A 20887-nucleotide genomic window follows, 5' to 3' on the forward strand; every position below is an offset into this window, starting at 1 on the left:
ACCGGGCGCTCGAATACGGCCAGGCTGGAAAGTCTGGCCGTTTCCTTATCCGGGCCTCGCGGCGACGTTATCGGGGCGTTTGGCCGCATCCGATAGGCCGGCCGGGCTTCCAAGATGAGGAAAAAGCAACATATTCGGTCGAAACCTCGCCTATATTGGGAACTTAAAGGAGTAGCCTCCTTCAAGACAGGGATGTTGATTTGGCCATTACCCGACGCGATCTCCTGCTCACCGGCACTGCAGCCGCAGCGCTTCCAGTCCTTGGCTCCGTTGCGGGCGTTCCCGTCGGCGTGGCGCATGCGCAATCAGCAACTGAACTGACTTCCGGCGGGTTGCCTTGGCGCCACGCGCTGTCGCTGTTCGGAAAGGTCAAGTACCCCGCCGACTTCAAGCGCTTCGACTACGTCAATCCGGACGCCCCCAAAGGCGGTGTCGCGCGCCAGATCGCCGTCGGCACGTTCGACAATTTCAACATCGTCGTCTCGGGCGTGAAGGGCCAGGTCGCCGGCGCCGTCGCATTCATCTATGAATCGCTCCTGACGCAGTCGCTCGACGAGGTCTCGACCGAATACGGCGCGCTGGCCGAAGCGGTCAGCCATCCCGACGACTTTTCCTTCGTCACCTATCGCCTGCGCGCGCAGGCGAAATGGCATGACGGCAAGCCTGTTACGCCCGAGGACGTGATCTTCTCGCTCGATTCCTTCAAGAAGAACCACCCGATGTACTCGGCCTATTACAGCCATGTGGTGAAGGCCGAGAAGGTCGGCGAGCGTGACGTGAAGTTCGTGTTCGACGCACCCGGCAACCGCGAGCTGCCGCTGATCGTGGGACAGCTGATCGTCCTTCCGAAACATTGGTGGGAGGGGACGGACGCGCAGGGCCGCAAGCGCGATATCGCCACCACCACGCTGGAAGTGCCGCTCGGCTCGGGCCCCTACAAGGTCAAGGAATTCGTCGCAGGACGCTCGATCGCGCTGGAGCGCGTCAAGGACTATTGGGGCCGCGATCTTCCCATCAATGTGGGCCGCAACAATTTCGACGAGCTGCGCTACGAATATTTTCGCGATGGCACCGTTGCGATCGAGGCCTTCAAGGCCGACCAGGTCGACTGGCGCACCGAGAACAGCGCGAAGAGCTGGGCGACCGCCTACGATTTCCCGGCCGTGACCGAAAAGCGGGTGATCCTCGAGGAATTCGTCAATCGCAGCTCGGGCGTGATGCAGGCCTTCGTGCCGAACCTGCGCCGCGCCAAGTTCAGCGATCCGCGCGTGCGTCGTGCGCTCAACTACGCGTTCGACTTCGAGGAGATGAACAAGCAGATCTTCTACGGTCAGTACAAGCGCATCAGCAGCTATTTCGACGGCATCGAGGAGCTGATGGCAACGGGATTGCCGCAGGGTAAGGAGCTCGAAATTCTCGAGACCGTCCGCGCCCAGGTACCGCCCGAGGTCTTCACGACGCCCTACACCAATCCGGTCGGGGGTAGTCCGGAGGCGGTGCGCGACAATTTGCGTGAGGCGCTGCGCCTGTTCAAGGAAGCCGGCTACGAGGTGCGAGATCGCAAGCTGGTCGACGTCAAGACCGGTGCGCAGTTCTCGCTGGAATTGCTCAACTCGGATCCCAGCTTCGAACGAATTACGCTGTTCTACAAGCCGTCGCTGGAGCGGCTCGGCATTGCGGTGAGCGTTCGGACGGTCGATCCGACCCAGTATGAGAACAGGACGCGCGAGTGGGACTTCGACATCGTGACGAACTCCTGGGGCGAGTCGCAATCGCCGGGCAACGAGCAGCGCGAGTTCTGGTCCTCCAAATCGGCCGACATCGCCGGCTCGCGCAACATCGCCGGCATCAAGAATCCGGCCATCGACAAGCTGATCGAGCGGGTGATCTACGCCACTGATCGCGACGATCTCGTCGCGGCCACCAAGGCCCTCGACCGCGTGTTGCTGTGGAATCACTACGTCGTGCCGCAATGGACCTACAACAAGGTCCGCACCGCGCGCTGGGATCGCTTCGGCCGGCCGGCGGAATTGCCCAGGTATGGTCTGTCCGGCTTCCCGTTCATCTGGTGGTACGACGCAGACAAGGCGGCACGGATCGCAAAGAAATCGTGAAGGACAATCCCCGCATGACGCAGATGTCACGCCGCCATGTGCTGGTCCTGGGTGTTGGCGGCGCCCTCGGGGCGTCCGTCGGCGCGCCGCTGGCGCGCAGCGCGCGAGCATCGGAAGCGGCGACCGAGGCGCACGGCATGTCGGCATTCGGCGATCTCAAATATCCCGCCGACTTCCGTCATTTCGATTACGTCAATGTCGACGCGCCGAAAGGCGGCACGTTCTCGCTGATCCCGTCGGTGCGGGCCTACAATCAGTCTTACCAGACCTTCAACTCGCTCAACGCCTTCATCCTGAAAGGCGACGGCGCGCAAGGTATGGGTATGACGTTTTCGCCGCTGATGGTCCGGGCAGCTGACGAGCCTGACGCAATGTACGGGCTGGCGGCCAAATCCGTGCAGATATCGCCGGACAAGCTGGTCTACCGCTTCACGATGCGGCCCGAGGCGAAATTCCACGACGGGACCAGGCTCACAGCCCACGATGCGGCTTTTTCGCTGACGACGCTGAAGACTAAGGGGCATCCGTTGATCATCGTGCAGATGCGCGACATGATCAGTGCGGAAGCCCTCGACGATGCGATGCTCGTCGTCACCTTCGCCAAGGGGCGCGCGCGCGACGTGCCGCTCTATGTCGCCAGTCTGCCGATCTTCTCGAAGGCGTACTACGCCTCCCGCCCGTTCGATGAATCGTCTCTGGACATTCCGCTCGGCTCGGGTCCGTACAAGGTCGGCAGGTTCGAGGTCAATCGCTACATCGAGTTCGAACGTGTGAAGGACTGGTGGGCCGCTGATCTACCGCCCTGCCGCGGCAGCTATAATTTCGATGTCGTCCGCTACGAGTTCTATCGCGACCGCGATGTCGCCTTCGAGGGCTTTACCGGCAAGAGCTATCTCTATCGCGAGGAGTTCACTTCGCGCATCTGGGCGACGCGCTATGACTTCCCCGCGGTGAAGGAAGGTCGGGTCAAGTTGGAGGTCGTGCCCGACGATACGCCCTCCGGCGCGCAAGGCTGGTTCATCAATACGCGGCGCGACAAATTCAAAGACCCACGCGTGCGCGAGGCCCTGATCAACGCCTTCGATTTCGAATGGACCAACAAGACCATCATGTACGGCGCCTATGCCCGTACGGTGTCGCCGTTCCAGAACTCGGACCTGATGGCTGGCAATGCGCCGCCCTCGCCGGAAGAACTGAAGCTGCTGGAGCCGTTTCGCCGCCAGGTTCCCGATGAGGTATTTGCGGCGCCGTTCATGCCGCCGACCTCCGACGGCTCCGGTCAGGATCGCAGCCTGCTCCGCAAGGCGCAGCAATTGCTGACCGAGGCCGGCGTACCCATCAAGGACGGCAAGCGGGTGCTGCCGAACGGGGAGGTGTTCAAGATCGAGTTCCTGCTGGATGAGCCCTCGTTTCAGCCGCACCACGCGCCTTACATCAAGAATCTCGCGACACTCGGCATCGAAGCGAGCGTGCGCCTCGTCGATGCCGTACAGCACAAGGCCCGGCAGGAAGATTTCGATTTCGACATGACTATCCAACGCTTCAGCATGTCGGCGACACCAGGCGATGCCATGCGCGCGTTCTTCTCCTCGCAGGTCGCAAACACCAAGGGCTCGTACAATCTCGCTGGGGTCGCCAGTCCGGCGATCGACGCCATGATCGAGAAGATCATGGCGGCCGACAGCCGCGAAGAGCTGACCGTCGCCTGCCGCGCCTTCGATCGCCTGTTCCGCGCCGGTCGCTATTGGGTGCCGCAATGGTACAACAAGACGCACCGGCTGGCCTATTGGGATCAGTTCGGCCATCCGCCGAAGCTCCCGCGCTATGCCAACGGCGTCGGAGCGCCGGAGATCTGGTGGTATGAATCCGCCAAGGCGGCCAAGCTCGAGCAGGCAAAATAGCCATGAGCGCCTATATCGCCCGCCGCCTGCTCCTGATGATCCCGACCCTGCTCGGGATCCTCTTCGTGTCCTTTGTCGTCGTGCAGTTCGCGCCGGGCGGCCCAGTCGAGCGCGTGATCGCGCAGCTCTCGGGCGCCGACACCGGCGGCACCTCGCGCATATCGGGCGGCAGCGATTTTGCGCAGCGCGCCCCGGGGCAGGTCGGTGCGGGCGGCGATTCCGTCAACTCGAAATATCGCGGCGCGCAGGGCCTCGACCCCGATTTCATCAAGAAGCTGGAAGTGCAGTTCGGATTCGACAAGCCGGCGCCGGAACGCTTCCTGCTGATGGTGTGGAATTTCGCCCGCTTCGATTTCGGCAAGAGCTATTTTCGCGACGTCAGCGTGCTGCAGCTGATCAAGGAAAAGCTGCCGGTCTCGATCTCGCTTGGTCTCTGGCTGACGCTTCTGACCTACCTGATCTCGATTCCGCTCGGCATTCGCAAGGCCGTGAATGACGGGGCGCGGTTCGACACCTGGACCTCGACGGTGCTCGTGCTCGGCTATGCCATCCCCGGCTTCCTGTTCGCGATCCTGCTGATCATCCTGTTTGCCGGCGGCTCGTTCTTCAACTGGTTCCCGCTGCGCGGGCTGACCTCGGACGGCTGGTCGCAATTTCCTTGGTACTGGAAGATCATCGATTATTTCTGGCACCTGACGCTGCCGCTGATCGCCATGGGGTTGGGCGCGTTCACCACGATGACGTTTCTGACCAAGAACTCGTTTCTGGACGAGATTCGCAAGCAATACGTCATGACCGCGCGCGCCAAGGGCTGCAGCGAGAACCGGGTGCTCTATGGCCACGTCTTCCGCAACGCGATGCTGATCGTGATCGCCGGCTTCCCCGGCACTTTCATCCACGCCTTCTTTTCCGGCTCGCTGCTGATCGAGACCATCTTCTCGCTGGACGGGCTCGGACTGCTCAGCTTCGAGAGCGTGCTCAATCGCGACTATCCCGTGGTGTTCGGCACGCTCTACATCTTTTCGCTGGTCGGACTCGTGATCAACTTGATCTCCGACCTGACCTATATGTGGATCGACCCCCGGATCGATTTCGAGGCACGGGAGGTCTGATGACGATCACCGCGCCGACGCCGATCGAGACTACCGCGAAGTCGCCGCTTGGCGATGCCGTTCCTATCACGCGCAAAGCCTTCGTGCCTTCACCGCTCAACAAGCGGCGGTGGCAGAATTTCAAGGCCAACCGCCGCGGCTACTGGTCGTTCTGGATCTTCATCGGCCTGTTCGTGATTTCGCTGTTCGCCGAGCTGATTGCCAATGATCGGCCCTTCCTGATCAAATTCGATGGCCGTCTCTATTGGCCGGCTTTCGTCACCTATTCGGAGACGACCTTCGGCGGGGATTTCGAGACGGCGGCCGACTATCGTGACCCCTACTTGCAGAAGCTGATCAAGGAGAAGGGCGGCAGCATCGTCTGGCCGCTGATCCGTTACTCCTACGATACCCACAATCTCGATCTGCCGACGCCGGCGCCGTCGCCGCCGACCTGGATGCTGACGGAGAAGCAGTGCAAGCCGGTGGTGGAGAAGAAGGGACTGAAGAGCTGCCGCGATCTCGAATACAATTGGCTCGGCACCGACGATCAGGGGCGCGACGTGGTGGCGCGGCTGATCTACGGCTTCCGCATCTCGGTGCTGTTCGGTCTTTGCCTCACCATCGTTTCGTCCGTCATCGGCATCGCGGCGGGAGCGGTGCAGGGCTATTTCGGGGGCCGGGTCGATCTGATCTTCCAGCGCTTTATCGAGATCTGGACGGCGATTCCCTCGCTCTATCTTCTCCTGATCCTGTCCTCGGTGCTCGTGCCGGGCTTCTTCGTGCTGCTCGGAATCCTTCTGCTGTTCTCCTGGGTGTCGCTGGTCGGCCTCGTGCGCGCCGAGTTCCTGCGCGGGCGTAATTTCGAATACGTCCAGGCGGCACGTGCGCTCGGCGTCTCCAATCCCCTGATCATGTTCCGCCACCTGCTGCCGAACGCGATGGTCGCGACCATGACGTTCCTGCCGTTCATCGTTTCGAGCTCGGTGATGACGCTGACGGCGCTCGATTTCCTCGGCTTCGGCCTGCCACCGGGATCGCCCTCGCTCGGCGAATTGCTCTCGCAGGCCAAGGCCAATGTGCAGGCACCGTGGCTCGGCTTCTCCGGCTTCTTCTCGGTCGCGATCATGCTCTCGCTGTTGATCTTCATCGGTGAAGCCGTGCGCGACGCCTTCGATCCGCGCAAGACGTTCAGGTAAGGCCATGGATGCGATCAACCAGCCCCTGCTCGCCGTTCGCGACCTCTCGGTGGCCTTTCACCAGGGCGGCGCCACCACGCTCGCGGTCGACAAGGTCTCGTTCCAGATCAAGCGGGGCGAATGCGTCGCGCTGGTCGGCGAGTCCGGCTCCGGCAAGTCGGTCAGCGCACTCTCGATCCTGAAGCTGCTGCCGTATCCGAATGCCTCCCATCCGTCCGGCAGCATCCGCTTCAAGGGCCAGGAGCTGATCGACCGGTCCGAGCAGCAGATGCGGGAGATCAGGGGCAGCGACATCTCCATCATCTTCCAGGAGCCGATGACCTCGCTCAATCCGCTGCACACGATCGAGGCGCAGATCGGCGAGATCATCCAGCTGCACAATCCGACCGGCAATGCGCAGGCGCGCAAGCGGACGCTGGAGCTCTTGACCCAGGTCGGCATCCCTGATCCCGAGACGCGGCTGAACAGCTATCCGCACCAGCTCTCCGGCGGCCAGCGCCAGCGCGTAATGATCGCGATGGCGCTCGCCAACGAGCCGGACCTTCTGATCGCGGACGAGCCGACCACGGCGCTCGACGTCACGGTGCAGGCGCAGATCCTGGCGCTGCTCGCCGAGATCCGCGCGCGGCTCGGCATGAGCCTGCTGTTCATCACCCACGATCTCGGCATCGTGCGCCGCATCGCCGACATCGTCTGTGTCATGAAGGGCGGCCTGATCGTCGAGCAGGGTCCGGTCGAGCAGGTCTTCAAGGCCCCGAAACATCCCTATACGCGTGACCTGCTCGCGGCGGAGCCCAAGCCCGATCCGGCGCCGCCGCAGCCGAATGCGCCGGTGGTGATGTCGGCCAATGATCTCAAGGTCTGGTTCCCAATCAAGCGCGGCCTGATGCGCAAGACGGTCGGTCACATCAAGGCGGTCGATGGGGTCAGTGTCGCCGTACGCAAGGGCGAGACGCTCGGCGTGGTCGGCGAATCCGGCTCGGGCAAGACCACGCTGGGGCTGGCGCTGCTGCGGCTGATCTCCTCGAACGGACGCATCGTGTTCTTGGGGAACGACATCCAGGGCCTGCGCTTCAAGGAGATGCGTCCCTTCCGTCGCGACATGCAGATCGTGTTCCAGGATCCGTTCGGCTCGCTCTCACCGCGCATGTCGGTGGCCGACATCATCGCCGAGGGCCTGTCCGTGCATCAGCCGGCGCTCTCGCGCGAGGAACGCGAGGCGCGCGTGGTCAAGGCACTCGAGGATGTCGGACTCAATCCGGAGACGCGCTTCCGCTATCCGCACGAATTCTCCGGCGGCCAGCGTCAGCGCATCTCGATCGCGCGCGCGATCGTGCTGGAGCCTGATTTCGTCGTGCTGGACGAACCGACCAGCGCGCTCGACATGCTGTTCCAGGCGCAGATGGTCGATCTGTTGCGCGAGCTGCAGCGCAAGCGCGAGCTCACCTACATGTTCATTTCGCACGATTTGCGTGTCGTCGCCTCGCTCGCCAGCCACCTCATCGTGATGCGCGGCGGCAAGGTGGTCGAGGAGGGGCAGGCGGCCGAATTGTTCAGGAATCCGAAAACGGACTACACCCGTGCGTTGTTCGCAGCCGCGTTCCGGCTGGAGACGGCCGGGAACGGGGCGGTGGCGACGTAGCGCTCCGTCAGAGCCGCTTGATCGCGACGACCTCGCTGCCAGCCGCCTTGATCCGCGCGATCGCTGGCTCGATCGGCTCGATCACCGTTGCCATGTCATGCGCATTGGCGTGAACCATGGTGGTGGCGTCGCGCACGATCGCGACATGACCTTTCCAGAAGATCAGATCGCCCCGCTGCAAGCTGCTCCATTCATGCGGCTCCAGTGTGCGGCCGAGACCGGCGAGCTGCATGTCGCTGTCGCGCGGGCAGCCGATCCCGGCTGATGTCAGCGAGACCTGGACGAGGCCGGAGCAATCGATGCCAAAGCTGCTCTTGCCCCCCCACAGATAGGGCGTGCCGACGAAGCGCTCGGCCACCGCGACGAAATCCGGTTCGCGACGATCGAGCGGGATGAGATGCGTTCTCGGCAGATATCTGCCGTCGTGCGTCACGGCGAAGCTGCCGTCCTCGCGCGCCACGGCGAGCTTCGATCCCATCACGAGCGTGTCGGCCGGCGGCAGCTTGATCGAGGGGCCGGGGAACGCAAACGTCCGCAGTGCGCCGACCAAGTGCGTTGCGGCAGCCGACGGCTTTGCGAGCGCCGCATCCGGCAGCCAGCCGACATAGCCATCGTCATTGAGCTGGCCCCAGGCCCAACCCTCGCCGTTGCGGTCGTAGATGGTGACGCGTTCGCCGCGCAGCGCTTCGGTCATCAACGTCGCGTTCGAGGACGGCTGCTCGCGTATGGGCGCGATCGGCTCGACGACCTCGAACTCGTCACCCTCGACGAAGCGCTGCGCCTCGACCTTGCCTTCGAGATATTTGGCGGCAAGGTCGCCCCGCGCCGGCGTCAGCCTCGGGTCGTGTCCTGGATCAGGCATAGCGCTCGCTCAGCAGTGCGTAGATGGCGCGTGCGGCCTGGCATTCGCCGCCCTCGGGCCGCGCCGGCTTCGCCGACGGCGTCCAGCCATAGATGTCGACATGGAGCCAGCTCTTGGCGTGCTCGACGAAGCGTTGCAGGAACAGCGCGCAGGTGATCGAGCCGGCGAAACCGCCCGACGGTGCATTGGTGATGGTGGCGGTCTTGGAGTCCAGCCAGGCATCGTAAGGCGGCCACAGCGGCATGCGCCACAACGGATCGTTCTCCTTCATCGCGCAGCGCGCGACGTCGGCGGCCAGCGTCTCATCATGGGTGTAGAAGGGCGGCAGATCCGGCCCCAGCGCGACGCGGGCCGCACCGGTCAGCGTGCCCAGGTCGATCAGCAGATCAGGCTTCTCCTCGTCGGCCAGGGCCAGCGCGTCGGCGAGCACGAGGCGGCCCTCGGCGTCGGTGTTGCCGATCTCGACGGTGATCCCTTTGCGCGAGGTGAAGATGTCGAGCGGGCGGAAGGCATTGCCCGCGACAGCGTTCTCCACCGCCGGGATCAGCACGCGCAGCCGCACCTTCAGCTTTGCATCCATCACCATGCGCGCCAGCGCCAGCACGTTGGCGGCGCCGCCCATGTCCTTCTTCATGATCAGCATGCCGCTCGACGGCTTGAGGTCGAGGCCGCCGGTGTCGAAACACACGCCCTTGCCGACCAGCGTCACCTTGGGATGATCGGGATTGCCCCAGACGATGTCGATCAGCCGCGGCGCGCGGCTGGAGGCCATGCCGACGGCGTGGATCAGCGGAAAGTTCTTCGCCAGCTCTTCGCCGATGGTGCAGGAAAAGCTCGCGCCGAACTCGGCGGCGAGCGCTTGCGCGGCTGCGGCGAGCTCACCCGGGCCCATGTCGTTGGACGGCGTGTTGATGAGGTCGCGCGCGAGCATTGCCGCATCGGCAATCCGCTCGATCTCGGCCGCTTCGACCCCGTCAGGCGGCACCAGCCGGATCTCGGGGCGGTCTGCCTTGCGGTAGCGGGCAAAGCGGTAGCAACCCAGTGCGAAGGCGAGCGCGGCCAGCCGCGCATCGTGCGGTGCATTGGCAAACCGATAGGTGCCGGGCGGCAAGAGGCCGGCCAGGGCGCCGGGCCGAAACAGGTCGCGCGATCTTGCATCCTCTTCCTCCAGCCCGAACAGTACCTGCGCAATGGTGCCGTCGGTCGCGGGCAGCGCCAGATAGCTGCCCGGCTTGGCGGCGAAGGCGCTGGCACGCGCGAACTGGCGTTGCGCCGGCGGCAGCGTCTCGGCGACCTGATCCCAGCTCGATTTGGTGACGAAGGTGATCGGGGTGGCGGCGGATGACGTCTCGAAGACAGAAGGCATTGGCGGGTCCGGATCGTCAGTTCAGGCGAGTCATGCGAACGGACGAGACTTCGCAGAGTTTGGCCGCCGCTGCAATCGGCTTTGCCGTCACCGTTCAGCGAGCCGCTACGCGTCGCAAGGTGGGCATGCGGTTCGATGCGCTCGACGGGATCCGCGAGCGGCTTGCCATCGAATATCGACCGGGCGCGACGAAACCGTCCGCGGACAAATCTCGTATCTCACGCCGAGAGCTGCCGTTCGCAACGCCACGGCCGCAGGGCTTTACTAGCGCTTCGGTTGTGGCATTATCAACGAACATTTTAGATTGTGTCGCTTGCTCTGCATGAACCCGAACGCAGACACGCGGCGGCATGGTGCCCGCCCAGGTTGGGTCGATACGGCTGAATCTGTTCGTCGAAGCATTTTTCTCATTGTTTAGGCGGCGCAGCATGTGCAGATGAGCGGCGCAAAATGGATAGATCGTTCGTTGTTGCGCAGATTTCCGACCTGCATCTGGACGGGTCGGGCCGGCTGCTTCCGGCCATCGAGACGCTCAGGGCCGCGATTTGCGAGAAGATGGCGGCTGCCGCGAATGTTCCCGATCGCATCCTGCTGATCACGGGCGATCTGGTGGACGACCCAACGCCGCGCGCGCTCGACGAGGCGCTCGCCGTCATCGCATCCTTCCGGCAGACAGGGCTGTTCACCGATATCCAGGCCGTGGCAGGCAATCACGACGTCAAGCGGCCGAGCCAGCGTGCGGGCCGTCACGACGCCTACGACTACCTGCACCTGCCGCGGACCGCGAAGAATGTCTATTACCCTCAGGCAGGCCTCGACCTGGTGCTGCTCGATTCCAATCGCGCCAACTTGAAGGCGCTCGCGAGCGGCAAGATCGACGAGAGCGCTTACAAGGCGATGGTCGCCGATTCCGCCCGGCTGAGCGCCGAGGTCGCGGGAAGCATCGGTTCGACCGGGCGCGCCGACTACGCCGAGCCGGCGGAAAATCTGGTGCGTGTGCTGGCCCTGCACCATCACCCGCTGCCGCAGGCCACCGGCGAAGGAAAGCGCTTTCTAGGCATGCCGGACGAGCCGCTGATGTATCTCGCCGCACCCGCGACCTTCCTCGAGGCCGCCACCTCGCTCAACGTCGATCTGGTTCTGCACGGTCATCGCCATGTCGAGGGGCTGACCCGCTATTCCATCCCCGATCCGCGTGCGACGTCGAGCGAGAGCGGTGAGGCGTTCTGGCGCACGATCTACGTGCTCTCCTGTCCGTCCTCGACCGGGCAAGCCGGCGACGATGCCGGTTTCAACCTCGTTCATTTCGGCCCCGCGGCCGGCCGCAACGAGCACCGCTTCGCGATCACCCGCTACACGAGGCTCCGCAACGATGCGGCCTTCAGGCCGCTCGACTCCAACCTGCCGGGCGGCGTCATCAGGCTGTCGGCGGGGCGGGATTTTTCTCGCGATCCGGCCGTCCAGTCGGCGATCGAGGCGGCCTCGTCCCGCTCACTGAAACGCGACCAGGTCGCGGCGATCGTCCGCCGGCTGTTCATGCGTGGCAGCTTTTACGATGAGGCGGAGCCGAACTGGGCGATAGCGCTCTACACCTACATGGTCTCGGCCCATGCCTGGGCGGAGCTCGAGCGTAAGGCCGCGAGATCCCGGCCGGGATTCGACAGCGACGCGCTCGCCGCGGTGAAAACGCTGCTCAACCGATTGATCGAGCAATCCGCTGACGTGCTCGGCATTGATCGCGCTCGGCTCGATGAGCTCTACGGGAAAGGCCTGATCAATTGTAACGACTTCCTGCGTCAGGTGCCGCGGCTGCCTTGTGATAGTGTCGACGTTCAGCGGCGGGGGCGGCAGCGGCTGCAATTGCTGCGGGAGCTGGATCAGCAGGTGCAGGCGCTCGGCCTCGATCTCGGCCTCGGCGGCAAAGCGCCGCCGCAACCATCGCCGGCGTGAGAGAAGCGCGTCTGAGCGCTGTTAACCGGCCGTTAGGGTTAACATTCTACTGCTGACACGTTCGGCTCGATCGAGCAGCTCGAGAGTCAAAGCGTCATGCGTCAACGGATCAGGCTTACCCGGCTACTTGCTTCGACGTCGCTGGTCGCGACGGTGGCGATGAGCCTCGGCGGCTGCACGGCGATGTCGAAACTCTCGGAGGTGACGGGCTCGGTCGGCCGGGCGGACGCGGCCTCCGCCGATCGCGCGCCCACCGATCCGGCGCGTGCGGTCGAAGCCTATGGCGAGCGCTACCGCGCCAATCCCAAAGATGCCGACGCCGCGCTCGCCTATGGACAGGCCTTGCGCGCCAACGGCCAGCGCGCCCAGGCCGCCGCCGTGCTCGAGCAGGCGACCATCGCCAACCCCGGCAACAAGGCGCTGCTTGCCCAGTACGGCCGCGCACTCGCCGACAACGGCAATTTCCAGCAGGCCTTCGACGTGCTGTCGAAGGCGCATTCGCCCGACAATCCGGACTGGCGCCTGCTCTCGGTGCAGGGCACCGCGCTCGACCAGATGGGCCGTCATGAGGAGGCGCGATCCTATTACGCGAGCGCGCTCAAGATCGCACCGGGTGATCCCGGCGTGCTCTCCAACCTCGGCCTGTCCTACATGCTGTCGAAAGAGCTGCCGAAGGCGGAAGAGGCGCTGCGGCAGGCGCATGCCTCGCCGCGTGCCAGCGCCCGGGTCCGGCAGAATCTCGGCCTGGTCGTCGGCCTGCAGGGCCGCTTCGCGGAGGCGGAGACCATCGTCAAGGCGGACCTGCCGCCGGACCAGGCTGCGGCCAATGTCGCCTATCTCAAGGAGATGCTGAGCCGTAGCGAGGTCCCGCGCGGCGCGCCGAAGCGGATGCAGCGGTCGCTTCGCTGAGCCAGCCCGGCTGATCATCTGACTTCCTGGCCTTGGTGGCGGACCGTATGGTCCAGCCCGGCTCATTGCATCTCGGTGACCTTGATGGCGGTGGGTCCGAGAATGACCACGAACAGCACAGGCAGGAAGAACAGGATCATCGGCACCGTGAGCTTCGGCGGCAGCGCGGCCGCCTTCTTCTCGGCCTCGTTCATGCGCATGTCGCGATTTTCCTGCGCCATGACGCGCAGAGAATGGCCGAGCGGGGTGCCGTATCGTTCCGCCTGTTGCAGCGCCAGACACACCGACTTGACGCCCTCCAGCCCGGTGCGCCGTGCCAGGTTCTCATAGGCGACCTTACGATCCTGCAGGTAGGACAGCTCGGCCGTGGTCAGGGTGAACTCCTCCGACAGCGCGATTGACTGGCCCACGATTTCGGTCGCAACTTTCCGGAATGCCATCTCGACCGACATGCCGGATTCGATGCAGATCAGGAGCAAATCGAGTGCGTCGGGAAACGCACGCTTGATCGAGAGCTGGCGCTTGGAGATCGCATTTCTGAGGAACAGCATCGGCGCCTGGAGGCCGAGATAGGCGGCGCCGATACAGATGCCGATCTTGATCGGCAACGCCTGTTGCATGTTTCCAATCACGAACACGTAGAGGGCCGAGCCGATCAAGAACACGATCGGGGCGACCATGCGGGCAAACAGGAAGGTGATGTAGGGCGCCTGTCCGCGGTAACCTGCCATGATGAGCTTGTCCCGCGCAGCCTCCTGCGCGAGCCATTTGGTTAGGTTGAAGTCCTCGACCACCTTGGAGACGAGTTGCTTGGGCGTCTGGCGCAGCGAAACCTTCTCGCTCTTGTTGAGACGCTCACGCTCGCGCTGCCGGATGCGTTCACGCTCGCTCGCCACCGCCTTCATGCGCTTGGAGAGGCCCTCGCCGGCGAACAACGGCATCACCAGCGTATAGACGGTGGCGCTCGCGGCGATGGCCGCGAGCAGCATGGTCATGAAACGGACGTCGTGCAGTTTCGAGACGAGGAATTCGACCATGCGACACCGTCAGAAATCGAAGTTGATCATCTTCTTCATCACCAGGATGCCGATCGACATCCAGACGACGCAGCCGACCAGCATCAGCTGGCCGGTGGGATGAGTCCAAAGCACCGAGATGTATTGCGGCGTCGTGAGATAGACCAGGAACATCACGATCGGCGGCAGCGAGCCGATGATGCCGGCCGAGGCCTTGGCTTCCATCGACATCGCCTGGATCTTTTCCTTCATCTTCTTGCGGTCGCGCAGCACCTTGGAGAGGTTACCGAGCGCTTCGGAGAGGTTGCCGCCCGATTTCTGCTGGATCGACACCACGATGCCGAAGAAATTGGCTTCCGGCAGCGGCATGCGCTCGTAGAGCCGCGCGCAGGCCTCGCCCAGCGGCATGCCGATCGCCTGCGTCTCGATGATGGCCAGAAACTCGCTGCGCAGCGGCTCGGGCGAATCGGCGGCTACGACCTTGATCGATTCGAACAAGGGCAGGCCTGCCTTGATGCCGCGGACGATCACGTCGACCGCGTCGGGCAGTGCAGCCAGGAACTTGGTTTCGCGACGCTTCTTGAGGAAGCCGAGTGCCCAGCGCGGCAGGCCGAAGCCGCCGGCAAAGGCAAGACCGGCGGCGCCGATCAGGCCGCCGCCCGCGAACATGGCGGCCGCGAAAAAAACGCCGGCCACCACGGCGGACACGGTCCAGAACTTCTGCGGCGTCCAGTCGAGCCCGGCCTGCGACAGGCGGACGCTGAGCGGGGCGCTCTTCTCCTGGGCGCGCCGCGCCTCGAGGTCCTTCAGCGTGGACTCGACCTGCTCGCGGCGCGAGCGCTGGGTTTTCTCGGCTTGCCGGGCCGTGGGCGCTTCGGCGCGCGCGACCGAGGCACGGCGGCTTTCCGCCTTTCGCTCCCCAGACAGCACCGGATAGAGGAATACCCAGGCGATGCCACCGACTGCTGCGGTGGCGAGGAAGGCGAGGGCGAGGACCTGCATGTTCATGGCGCTGCCGATCTGCTCACGTCTTCGGCGCGACTTCCGCCGCGTCGAGTGCCGCGGCGAGGCGCTTCTCCTCGCCGTAATAACGGGCGCGTTCCCAGAACTTCGGACGGCCGATGCCGGTTGAGCGGTGCCGGCCGATGATCTTGCCGTTGGCGTCCTCGCCGACCATGTCGTAGAGGAAGATGTCCTGGGTGATGATGGTGTCGCCTTCCATGCCCATCACCTCCGTGATGTGGGTGATGCGGCGGGAGCCGTCGCGCAGGCGCGCGGCCTGAATGATGACATCGATCGAGGCGCAGATCATCTCGCGAATTGTTCGCGACGGAAGGGAAAAGCCGCCCATCGTGATCATGGATTCGCAGCGCGACAGCGCCTCGCGCGGGTTGTTGGCGTGCAGCGTGCCCATCGAGCCGTCATGGCCGGTGTTCATGGCCTGCAGCAGGTCGAAGGCTTCGGGTCCGCGGACCTCGCCGACGATGATGCGTTCGGGACGCATACGCAGGCAGTTGCGCACCAATTCGCGCATCGTGACCTGGCCCTCGCCCTCGATGTTGGGCGGACGGGTTTCCAGCCGCACCACGTGGGGCTGCTGCAGCTGGAGCTCGGCGGCGTCCTCGCAGGTGATGACGCGCTCGTCGTGCTCGATGTAGTTGGTGAGGCAGTTGAGCAGGGTCGTCTTGCCCGAGCCGGTACCGCCGGAAATCAGCACGTTGCAGCGGACGCGGCCGATGATCTGAAGGATCTCGGCGCCTTCCGGCGTGATCGCGCCGAACTTGACGAGCTGATCCAGCGTCAGCTTGTCTTTCTTGAATTTGCGGATGGTGAGCGCGGGGCCGTCGATCGACAGTGGCGGCACGATGGCGTTGACGCGAGAGCCGTCGGCGAGGCGCGCGTCGCAGATCGGCGAGGATTCGTCGACGCGCCGGCCGACCTGGCTGACGATGCGCTGGCAGATGTTGAGAAGCTGCTGGTTGTCGCGGAAGCGGATGCCGGTACGCTGGATCTTGCCGCCGACCTCGATGTAGACGGTGTTGGCGCCATTGACCATGATGTCGGCGATGTCGTCGCGCGACAATAGCGGCTCGAGTGGCCCGTAGCCGAGGACGTCGTTGCAGATGTCGTCGAGCAGCTCCTCCTGCTCGGCGATCGACATCACGATGTTCTTGATCGCGATGATCTCGTTGACGATGTCGCGGATTTCCTCGCGCGCGGACTCCGAATCGAGCTTGGCGAGCTGGGCGAGGTCGATGGCCTCGATCAGCGCGCCGAAGATGGTCGCCTTGACCTCGTAATAATTGTCCGAACGCCGGCTCTCCATGGCCGGAGGCGGCGGAGCCTTGGCGGGCGCAAGCGGCGGCGAGGCGACGGCCGGCGGAGGCGGAGCGCGCGACACCGTCGACGCCTGAGCCGGGGCAGGCTCGAGCGACACGGCGCCGGGCTTGGGCGCCCGAAGGTCGGTGTCTGTTCCGCTACGCTTACCGAACACTTAACAACTCCATGCGGCGGCTTATCTTCCCCGCAACTTCTCAATCAGAGGTGAAAGCAGGGACGACTTTTGCTTCTTGGTCTCGCTACGGCCGGTCAGGCGCTGGGCGATCTGCAGGAACATCTCGATCGACCTGTGGTTGGCGGAGATCTCCGCAATCATCTGGCCGTTGTTGGCCGCCGAGCCGAAGATCTGCGGCTCGAACGGGATCGAGACGACCGGTTGGCTCTCGATCGCCTTGGCGAACTCCGCGGCGGCGATTTCGGGCCGTTTCGGCACGCCGACCTGGTTCAGGCAGTAGAGCGGTGGCCGGTCATTGGGGCGGGCGGCCTTCAATAGATCGAACAGGTTCTTGGTATTGCGCAGATTGGCGAGGTCCGGGGCGGCCACGATCAGGATGTCGTCCGCCCCGATCAAGGCGCGCTTGGTCCAGCCCGACCATTGATGCGGAACGTCGAGCACGATGCAGGGCATGGTGGAGCGTAGCGTGTCGAATACGGCATCGAAAGCGTCAGTGCCGAAATCATAGACCCGGTCAAGCGTCGCAGGCGCCGCCAGCAGGCTGAGATGGTCGGTGCACTTCGACAGCAGGCGGTCGATGAAGGCGGTGTCGACGCGGTCGGGCGAGAACACCGCGTCGGCGATACCCTGCGGCGGATCCTGGTTGTAGTCGAGGCCGGCGGTGCCGAAGGCAAGGTCGAGATCGGCGACGACGGCGTCCATCGCGAGGTCGCGCGCGATCGCCCAGGCGACGTTGTGCGAGATGGTCGAAGCCCCGACGCCGCCCTTGGCTCCGACCACGGCGATGATGCGGCCGACTGCCTTGGCTTCAGGGGCCGAGAACAGGTTGCAGATCGAGCGTACGACGTCGATCGCGCCGACCGGCGCGAGCACGTAATCGCTGACGCCGCGGCGCACCAGCTCGCGATAGAGCGTGACGTCGTTGATGCGGCCGATCACCACCACGCGGGTCCCGGCATCGCAGACGGTGGCGAGCTGGTCGAGTCCGCCCAGCAGGTCGTTGCGGCCGTCGCTCTCGAGCACGATCACGTTCGGCGTGGGAGCCGAGCGGTAGGCTTCGATCGCGGCCGCCATGCCGCCCATCTGGATCTTCAGGTGAGCCTTGCCGAGACGGCGATCCTCGCCGGCCGACTGCACCGCGGCGGCCGTCTCCACGGTTTCGCAGAAAGCCTGAACCGAGACGCGCGGCGCAGGCGCAATATGCTCCTCGACCGGCGGAGGAGCTGCTGCCGGCTGCTCTTCGTGTGTCTGGCGCGCGTAACTGATCATTTGCCGGTGTCGCTGAGTTTGGCCCTGTCGGCCTCGGGATAGGTGGTCGCCGTCGTCGTTCCCTTGCGATACTTCTCGAACCCGGTGATGCGCCGCGGCGTGTATGACGGAGTTTCGGGCCGCGGCTGCTCAAGATCCGACGGATTGTCGACCATGGCCGCGAGGTTGCGCTGATAAGCGCAGCCGTAATTGTAATAGTCCTTATTCTCGAACCAGCGCTTGTTCTTCATCGAGGGTCCGATGTCTTCCGGCCACAGGCCGCAGGGACCGGCGACTGCGGCAATCCTGGAATAGGTGAGCCGGATCGGGGGGAGGAAGCGCGTGTCTTGCGGCTGGTAGGGGTGAAGGCTGACGCCGCGCGGCGGAACGCCTGCCGCCGCCAGCATCGCCTGGATCTCACGCATCGTATCGGCGACCGGGCGAGCATTGGGCGTATTGGAAGGCACGTCGATGCGAATCGCGCCGGTGCCTTCTTGCAACCACGCCGATGCCACGCCCATCACGTCAGCGCGCTGGGCAGCGGTTAATCCCCCGCGGGCATGACCCACGAAGACGACGATCGAGCGATTCTGCTCCTCGACCGCGATCGGATGGCGCTGCTTGTAGTCGTCGGGAATGGACGCCGTGAGGACTTCGTCGTGCTGGCAGCCCCCGACCGCGAGCGCGAGGCCGATGAGCGCACCACCGAGGCTGATGGCGCGCTTGCGAAGCTGGGGTGGTCTCGTGATCATCATGAAATCCCCGCCTCAGTCGGTAATGAAGCCGTAGGTGCCGCGGTAGTTCTTGGCCGGTTCGGTCCGGCCCGGCACGCCATAGATCCGGTTGATATTACCGATCAGCTGCGCCTGCGGATCCGCAGGCGGGGCGAAGCCGTCATCCGGCCGCGACAGGTCCTTCGGCGCCACCGCGCGGACCACATAGGGCGTCACGATCACGACCAACTCGGTTGCATTGTTGACGAAGTCGCGGCTGCGGAACAGCGTGCCGAGGATCGGGAGCTGCATCAGCCCCGGCATTCCGTTGACAGCTTGCTTGGTCTGCTGCTGGATCAGGCCGGCCATCGCCATCGCGCCGCCGGACGGAATTTCCAGCGAAGTCTCTGCGCGGCGTGTTTTGATTGAGGGGACCGTCAGCGAGTTGACCGTGTTCGAGGTCACCGCCTGCGACAGCGTGATCGCATTCTCATTGGACAGTTCGGAGACCTCGGTCATCACCCGCAAGCTGATCTTGCCTTCGCTCAGGACCACAGGCGTAAAGTTGAGTGAGATGCCGAACTTCTTGAAGCTGATCTGAGTGGTACAGACGCGCGTGACGGGATCGCACGAATAACCTGCAGGCACCGGAAATTCGCCGCCGGCGAGGAAGGTGGCGGACTCTCCGGAGATCGCGGTCAGGTTCGGCTCGGCAAGCGTCCTGATCACGCCCGCGCTCTCCATCGCACGCAGGGTCGCCTGCACCGAAGGCGTCGCGCCGAAACTCGCAGTGAGATTGTTGCCATCCACCAGATTACGGCCGAGGGCCGTGAACGGGTTGGAGTTGCTGAAGCTCACCACCGAGGTGCCGTAGTTGAGGTTGGCGGTGAGGTCGATACCGAGCTGCTTGACGATCGTGCGCGCGACTTCGGCAACGGTCACCTTGAGCATGACTTGGTCGCGGCCGCGGACCACGATCGAGTTCACCACCTTGTCGACGCCGCCGGCCAGGCGCGCAGCGAGCTCGTTGGCCTGCTGCGCCTCCATAGGGTTGGCGGCCGTGCCGGACAGGACGATACCGTCGCCCAGGCCGTCGATCTGGATGTCCGAATTGGGCAGAACCTGCTTCAGCGCAGCCCGCACGCCGTTGAGGTCGCGCTTGACCGCGATGTCGTAGGCCGCAATCTGCTGCCCGGCGGAATCGAAGAACACGATATTGGTCTGGCCGACCGCGGCGCCGATGATATAGGCGCGCTGTGCGGAGCGGACCACCGCATTCGCGATCTTGGGATCGGCGACCAGCACGTCCTTGATGTCGCGCGGCAGGTCGATCACGACCGACTTGCCGATGCCGAGCGATAGGAAACGCGCGTTGATCTGGCCGTCCGCCGCGGCCTGCGGCACGGGGCGGTAATCGGCGGCGACCGCCGGGGCGATCGTCGGGCTGAGCGCCAGCGTGAGGGCGGCCGAAAACGACAGGGCGCGGACCAGTGAGGTCCGCATCGTCGCCGAATCTGCCCTGTATTTGATGTCGACTGTCTTCATCGTGCCTTAGCCGCCTGACTTGGAATGCCGTAGCGAATGATCGAGACACCCTCGCGCTTCTGCGCGGAGTCATCGAGCGTGATCTCGCTCATCTTGACGTCGACGATGCTGCGCAGCGCCAGCGACAGCGTGCCGCTCTGACGCGCCGCGGAGAGCGTTGCGGTCTGCGCGGGATTGAGCTCGAGGGTAACGGTCTTGCCGATCACCGCGTTCTGCCCGTCCTTCTCCTTGGGTGCCTGGTCGATGGCCAGGACCCGGATATTGGCCAGGATGATCTCGGAGGTGACGATGTCGGGAGCGCCGCTGCTCTGATCCGGGTTCTTCAGCCGGCGGGTGAGCAGGACGTCGACGCGGTCGTTGGGCAGGATGAAGCCGCCCGCGCCGGTCTCCGGCGAGATCTCGGTCGAGATCGCCCGCATGCCGGTGGGCAGGATTGCCGCCATGAAGCCGGAACCTTCGGCCTTGACCAGCTTCTGGTCGCGGATCGGCTCACCCTGGATGAAGGGCGCGCGCGCGATCGAGCCGGTCACCTGGGTCGCACCGTCGGGGCGCTCGTTGCGTCGGATGAAGGTGGCGCTGGCGGTCGCGGTCGGCCAGGTCTGCCATTGCACGTCTTCGGGCTTCACGGTCTGGCCGAGGCCGATGTCGTTCTTGGCCACGAGGACGTCGACGGTCGGCAGCTGCGCGACCGGAACCGGAGGCGGCGCAGAATTGTCGGAGCCGCTCGCCAGGTACGCGGCGACGCCGCCGGCGCAGATGGCGACCGTCAGGACGACAATGCGTGCCCTATTCATACGCTTCAACTTTCCAACAATA

General features: G+C 64.4%; 15 protein-coding genes and 1 pseudogene. 7 read left to right on the top strand and 9 right to left on the bottom strand.

Annotated features, from left to right (window positions below):
• The first annotated feature begins 200 nt into the window (after positions 1-200).
• Genes ABIA45_RS32895 through ABIA45_RS32915 form a run of 5 tightly spaced genes read left to right on the top strand, consistent with a single transcriptional unit; the run spans position 201 to position 7947 of the window.
• Positions 201-2114: an extracellular solute-binding protein gene (locus ABIA45_RS32895; protein WP_271542829.1), complete on the top strand. Its 1914-nt coding sequence runs from the start codon at positions 201-203 to the stop codon at positions 2112-2114.
• 14 nt (positions 2115-2128) lie between these two features.
• The gene (locus tag ABIA45_RS32900) at positions 2129-4015 is read left to right on the top strand and encodes an extracellular solute-binding protein (protein ID WP_404654844.1); all 1887 of its coding nucleotides are present in this window, start codon (positions 2129-2131) and stop codon (positions 4013-4015) included.
• A 2-nt stretch (positions 4016-4017) separates the two neighbouring features.
• Positions 4018-5127 carry a microcin C ABC transporter permease YejB gene (locus ABIA45_RS32905; RefSeq protein WP_035998032.1) on the top strand — a complete coding sequence of 370 codons (1110 nt, stop codon included), beginning with the start codon at positions 4018-4020 and terminating at the stop codon, positions 5125-5127.
• Entirely contained in the window at positions 5127-6305 is a 1179-nt protein-coding gene (locus ABIA45_RS32910) for an ABC transporter permease (protein WP_271542831.1), read from the top strand. Before ABIA45_RS32905 ends, ABIA45_RS32910 begins: the two co-directional genes overlap by 1 nt.
• Positions 6306-6309: 4 nt before the next feature.
• Positions 6310-7947, top strand: coding sequence for an ABC transporter ATP-binding protein (locus ABIA45_RS32915; protein WP_404654845.1), 1638 nt, complete (start codon positions 6310-6312; stop codon positions 7945-7947).
• Between the two features lie 7 nt (positions 7948-7954).
• Here ABIA45_RS32915 and ABIA45_RS32920 read toward each other — a convergent pair whose 3' ends face one another.
• Both ABIA45_RS32920 and ABIA45_RS32925 read right to left on the bottom strand, forming a co-directional pair.
• On the bottom strand, positions 7955-8809 hold the full coding sequence (locus ABIA45_RS32920) for an NlpC/P60 family protein (RefSeq protein ID WP_404654846.1): 855 nt from the start codon (positions 8807-8809) through the stop codon (positions 7955-7957).
• Entirely contained in the window at positions 8802-10175 is a 1374-nt protein-coding gene (locus tag ABIA45_RS32925) for a leucyl aminopeptidase family protein (protein ID WP_404545882.1), read from the bottom strand. The genes ABIA45_RS32920 and ABIA45_RS32925 overlap by 8 nt, the downstream gene beginning before the upstream one ends.
• 450 nt (positions 10176-10625) lie before the next feature.
• Here ABIA45_RS32925 and ABIA45_RS32930 point away from each other — a divergent pair, with 450 nt between their 5' ends.
• Positions 10626-12125 carry a metallophosphoesterase family protein gene (locus tag ABIA45_RS32930; RefSeq protein ID WP_404654847.1) on the top strand — a complete coding sequence of 500 codons (1500 nt, stop codon included), beginning with the start codon at positions 10626-10628 and terminating at the stop codon, positions 12123-12125.
• A gap of 96 nt (positions 12126-12221) precedes the next feature.
• Positions 12222-13048 (top strand): annotated as a pseudogene (locus ABIA45_RS32935) (tetratricopeptide repeat protein).
• Positions 13049-13096: 48 nt separating this feature from the next.
• Here the strand turns inward: ABIA45_RS32935 and ABIA45_RS32940 are convergent.
• Genes ABIA45_RS32940 through cpaB form a run of 7 tightly spaced genes read right to left on the bottom strand, consistent with a single transcriptional unit; the run spans position 13097 to position 20865 of the window.
• Entirely contained in the window at positions 13097-14071 is a 975-nt protein-coding gene (locus ABIA45_RS32940; protein ID WP_271542836.1) for a type II secretion system F family protein, read from the bottom strand.
• A gap of 9 nt (positions 14072-14080) precedes the next feature.
• On the bottom strand, positions 14081-15058 hold the full coding sequence (locus ABIA45_RS32945; RefSeq protein WP_057028159.1) for a type II secretion system F family protein: 978 nt from the start codon (positions 15056-15058) through the stop codon (positions 14081-14083).
• A gap of 16 nt (positions 15059-15074) precedes the next feature.
• Entirely contained in the window at positions 15075-16544 is a 1470-nt protein-coding gene (locus tag ABIA45_RS32950) for a CpaF family protein (RefSeq protein ID WP_128264290.1), read from the bottom strand.
• 21 nt (positions 16545-16565) lie between these two features.
• A complete protein-coding gene (locus ABIA45_RS32955; protein ID WP_036036832.1) occupies positions 16566-17834 on the bottom strand; it encodes an AAA family ATPase in 1269 nt (422 codons plus the stop codon).
• Positions 17831-18565 (bottom strand): CpaD family pilus assembly protein, encoded by a 735-nt coding sequence (locus ABIA45_RS32960; protein ID WP_404655788.1) that lies wholly within the window; start codon positions 18563-18565, stop codon positions 17831-17833. Before ABIA45_RS32960 ends, ABIA45_RS32955 begins: the two co-directional genes overlap by 4 nt.
• Before the next feature lie 15 nt (positions 18566-18580).
• The gene (locus tag ABIA45_RS32965; protein WP_271542837.1) at positions 18581-20071 is read right to left on the bottom strand and encodes a type II and III secretion system protein family protein; all 1491 of its coding nucleotides are present in this window, start codon (positions 20069-20071) and stop codon (positions 18581-18583) included.
• Positions 20068-20865, bottom strand: a complete 798-nt coding sequence (cpaB, locus tag ABIA45_RS32970) for a Flp pilus assembly protein CpaB (RefSeq protein ID WP_036036838.1) — start codon at positions 20863-20865, stop codon at positions 20068-20070. Before cpaB ends, ABIA45_RS32965 begins: the two co-directional genes overlap by 4 nt.
• Between the last annotated feature and the right edge of the window lie 22 nt (positions 20866-20887).

This window comes from Bradyrhizobium sp. USDA 336 (assembly GCF_044908355.1).
In the GTDB taxonomy this organism is placed as follows: Bacteria; Pseudomonadota; Alphaproteobacteria; order Rhizobiales; family Xanthobacteraceae; genus Bradyrhizobium; species Bradyrhizobium yuanmingense.

Excerpts from the sequence above, each read along its gene's own strand:
- ABIA45_RS32960 (WP_404655788.1), bottom strand. The coding sequence starts at position 18,565 with ATGATCACGAGACCACCCCAGCTTCGCAAGCGCGCCATCAGCCTCGGT.
- ABIA45_RS32955 (WP_036036832.1), bottom strand. The coding sequence starts at position 17,834 with ATGATCAGTTACGCGCGCCAGACACACGAAGAGCAGCCGGCAGCAGCT.
- ABIA45_RS32925 (WP_404545882.1), bottom strand. The coding sequence starts at position 10,175 with ATGCCTTCTGTCTTCGAGACGTCATCCGCCGCCACCCCGATCACCTTC.
- ABIA45_RS32945 (WP_057028159.1), bottom strand. The coding sequence starts at position 15,058 with ATGAACATGCAGGTCCTCGCCCTCGCCTTCCTCGCCACCGCAGCAGTC.
- ABIA45_RS32965 (WP_271542837.1), bottom strand. The coding sequence starts at position 20,071 with ATGAAGACAGTCGACATCAAATACAGGGCAGATTCGGCGACGATGCGG.
- ABIA45_RS32915 (WP_404654845.1), top strand. The coding sequence starts at position 6,310 with ATGGATGCGATCAACCAGCCCCTGCTCGCCGTTCGCGACCTCTCGGTG.
- ABIA45_RS32920 (WP_404654846.1), bottom strand. The coding sequence starts at position 8,809 with ATGCCTGATCCAGGACACGACCCGAGGCTGACGCCGGCGCGGGGCGAC.
- cpaB (WP_036036838.1), bottom strand. The coding sequence starts at position 20,865 with ATGAATAGGGCACGCATTGTCGTCCTGACGGTCGCCATCTGCGCCGGC.
- ABIA45_RS32910 (WP_271542831.1), top strand. The coding sequence starts at position 5,127 with ATGACGATCACCGCGCCGACGCCGATCGAGACTACCGCGAAGTCGCCG.
- ABIA45_RS32900 (WP_404654844.1), top strand. The coding sequence starts at position 2,129 with ATGACGCAGATGTCACGCCGCCATGTGCTGGTCCTGGGTGTTGGCGGC.
- ABIA45_RS32940 (WP_271542836.1), bottom strand. The coding sequence starts at position 14,071 with ATGGTCGAATTCCTCGTCTCGAAACTGCACGACGTCCGTTTCATGACC.
- ABIA45_RS32930 (WP_404654847.1), top strand. The coding sequence starts at position 10,626 with ATGGATAGATCGTTCGTTGTTGCGCAGATTTCCGACCTGCATCTGGAC.
- ABIA45_RS32905 (WP_035998032.1), top strand. The coding sequence starts at position 4,018 with ATGAGCGCCTATATCGCCCGCCGCCTGCTCCTGATGATCCCGACCCTG.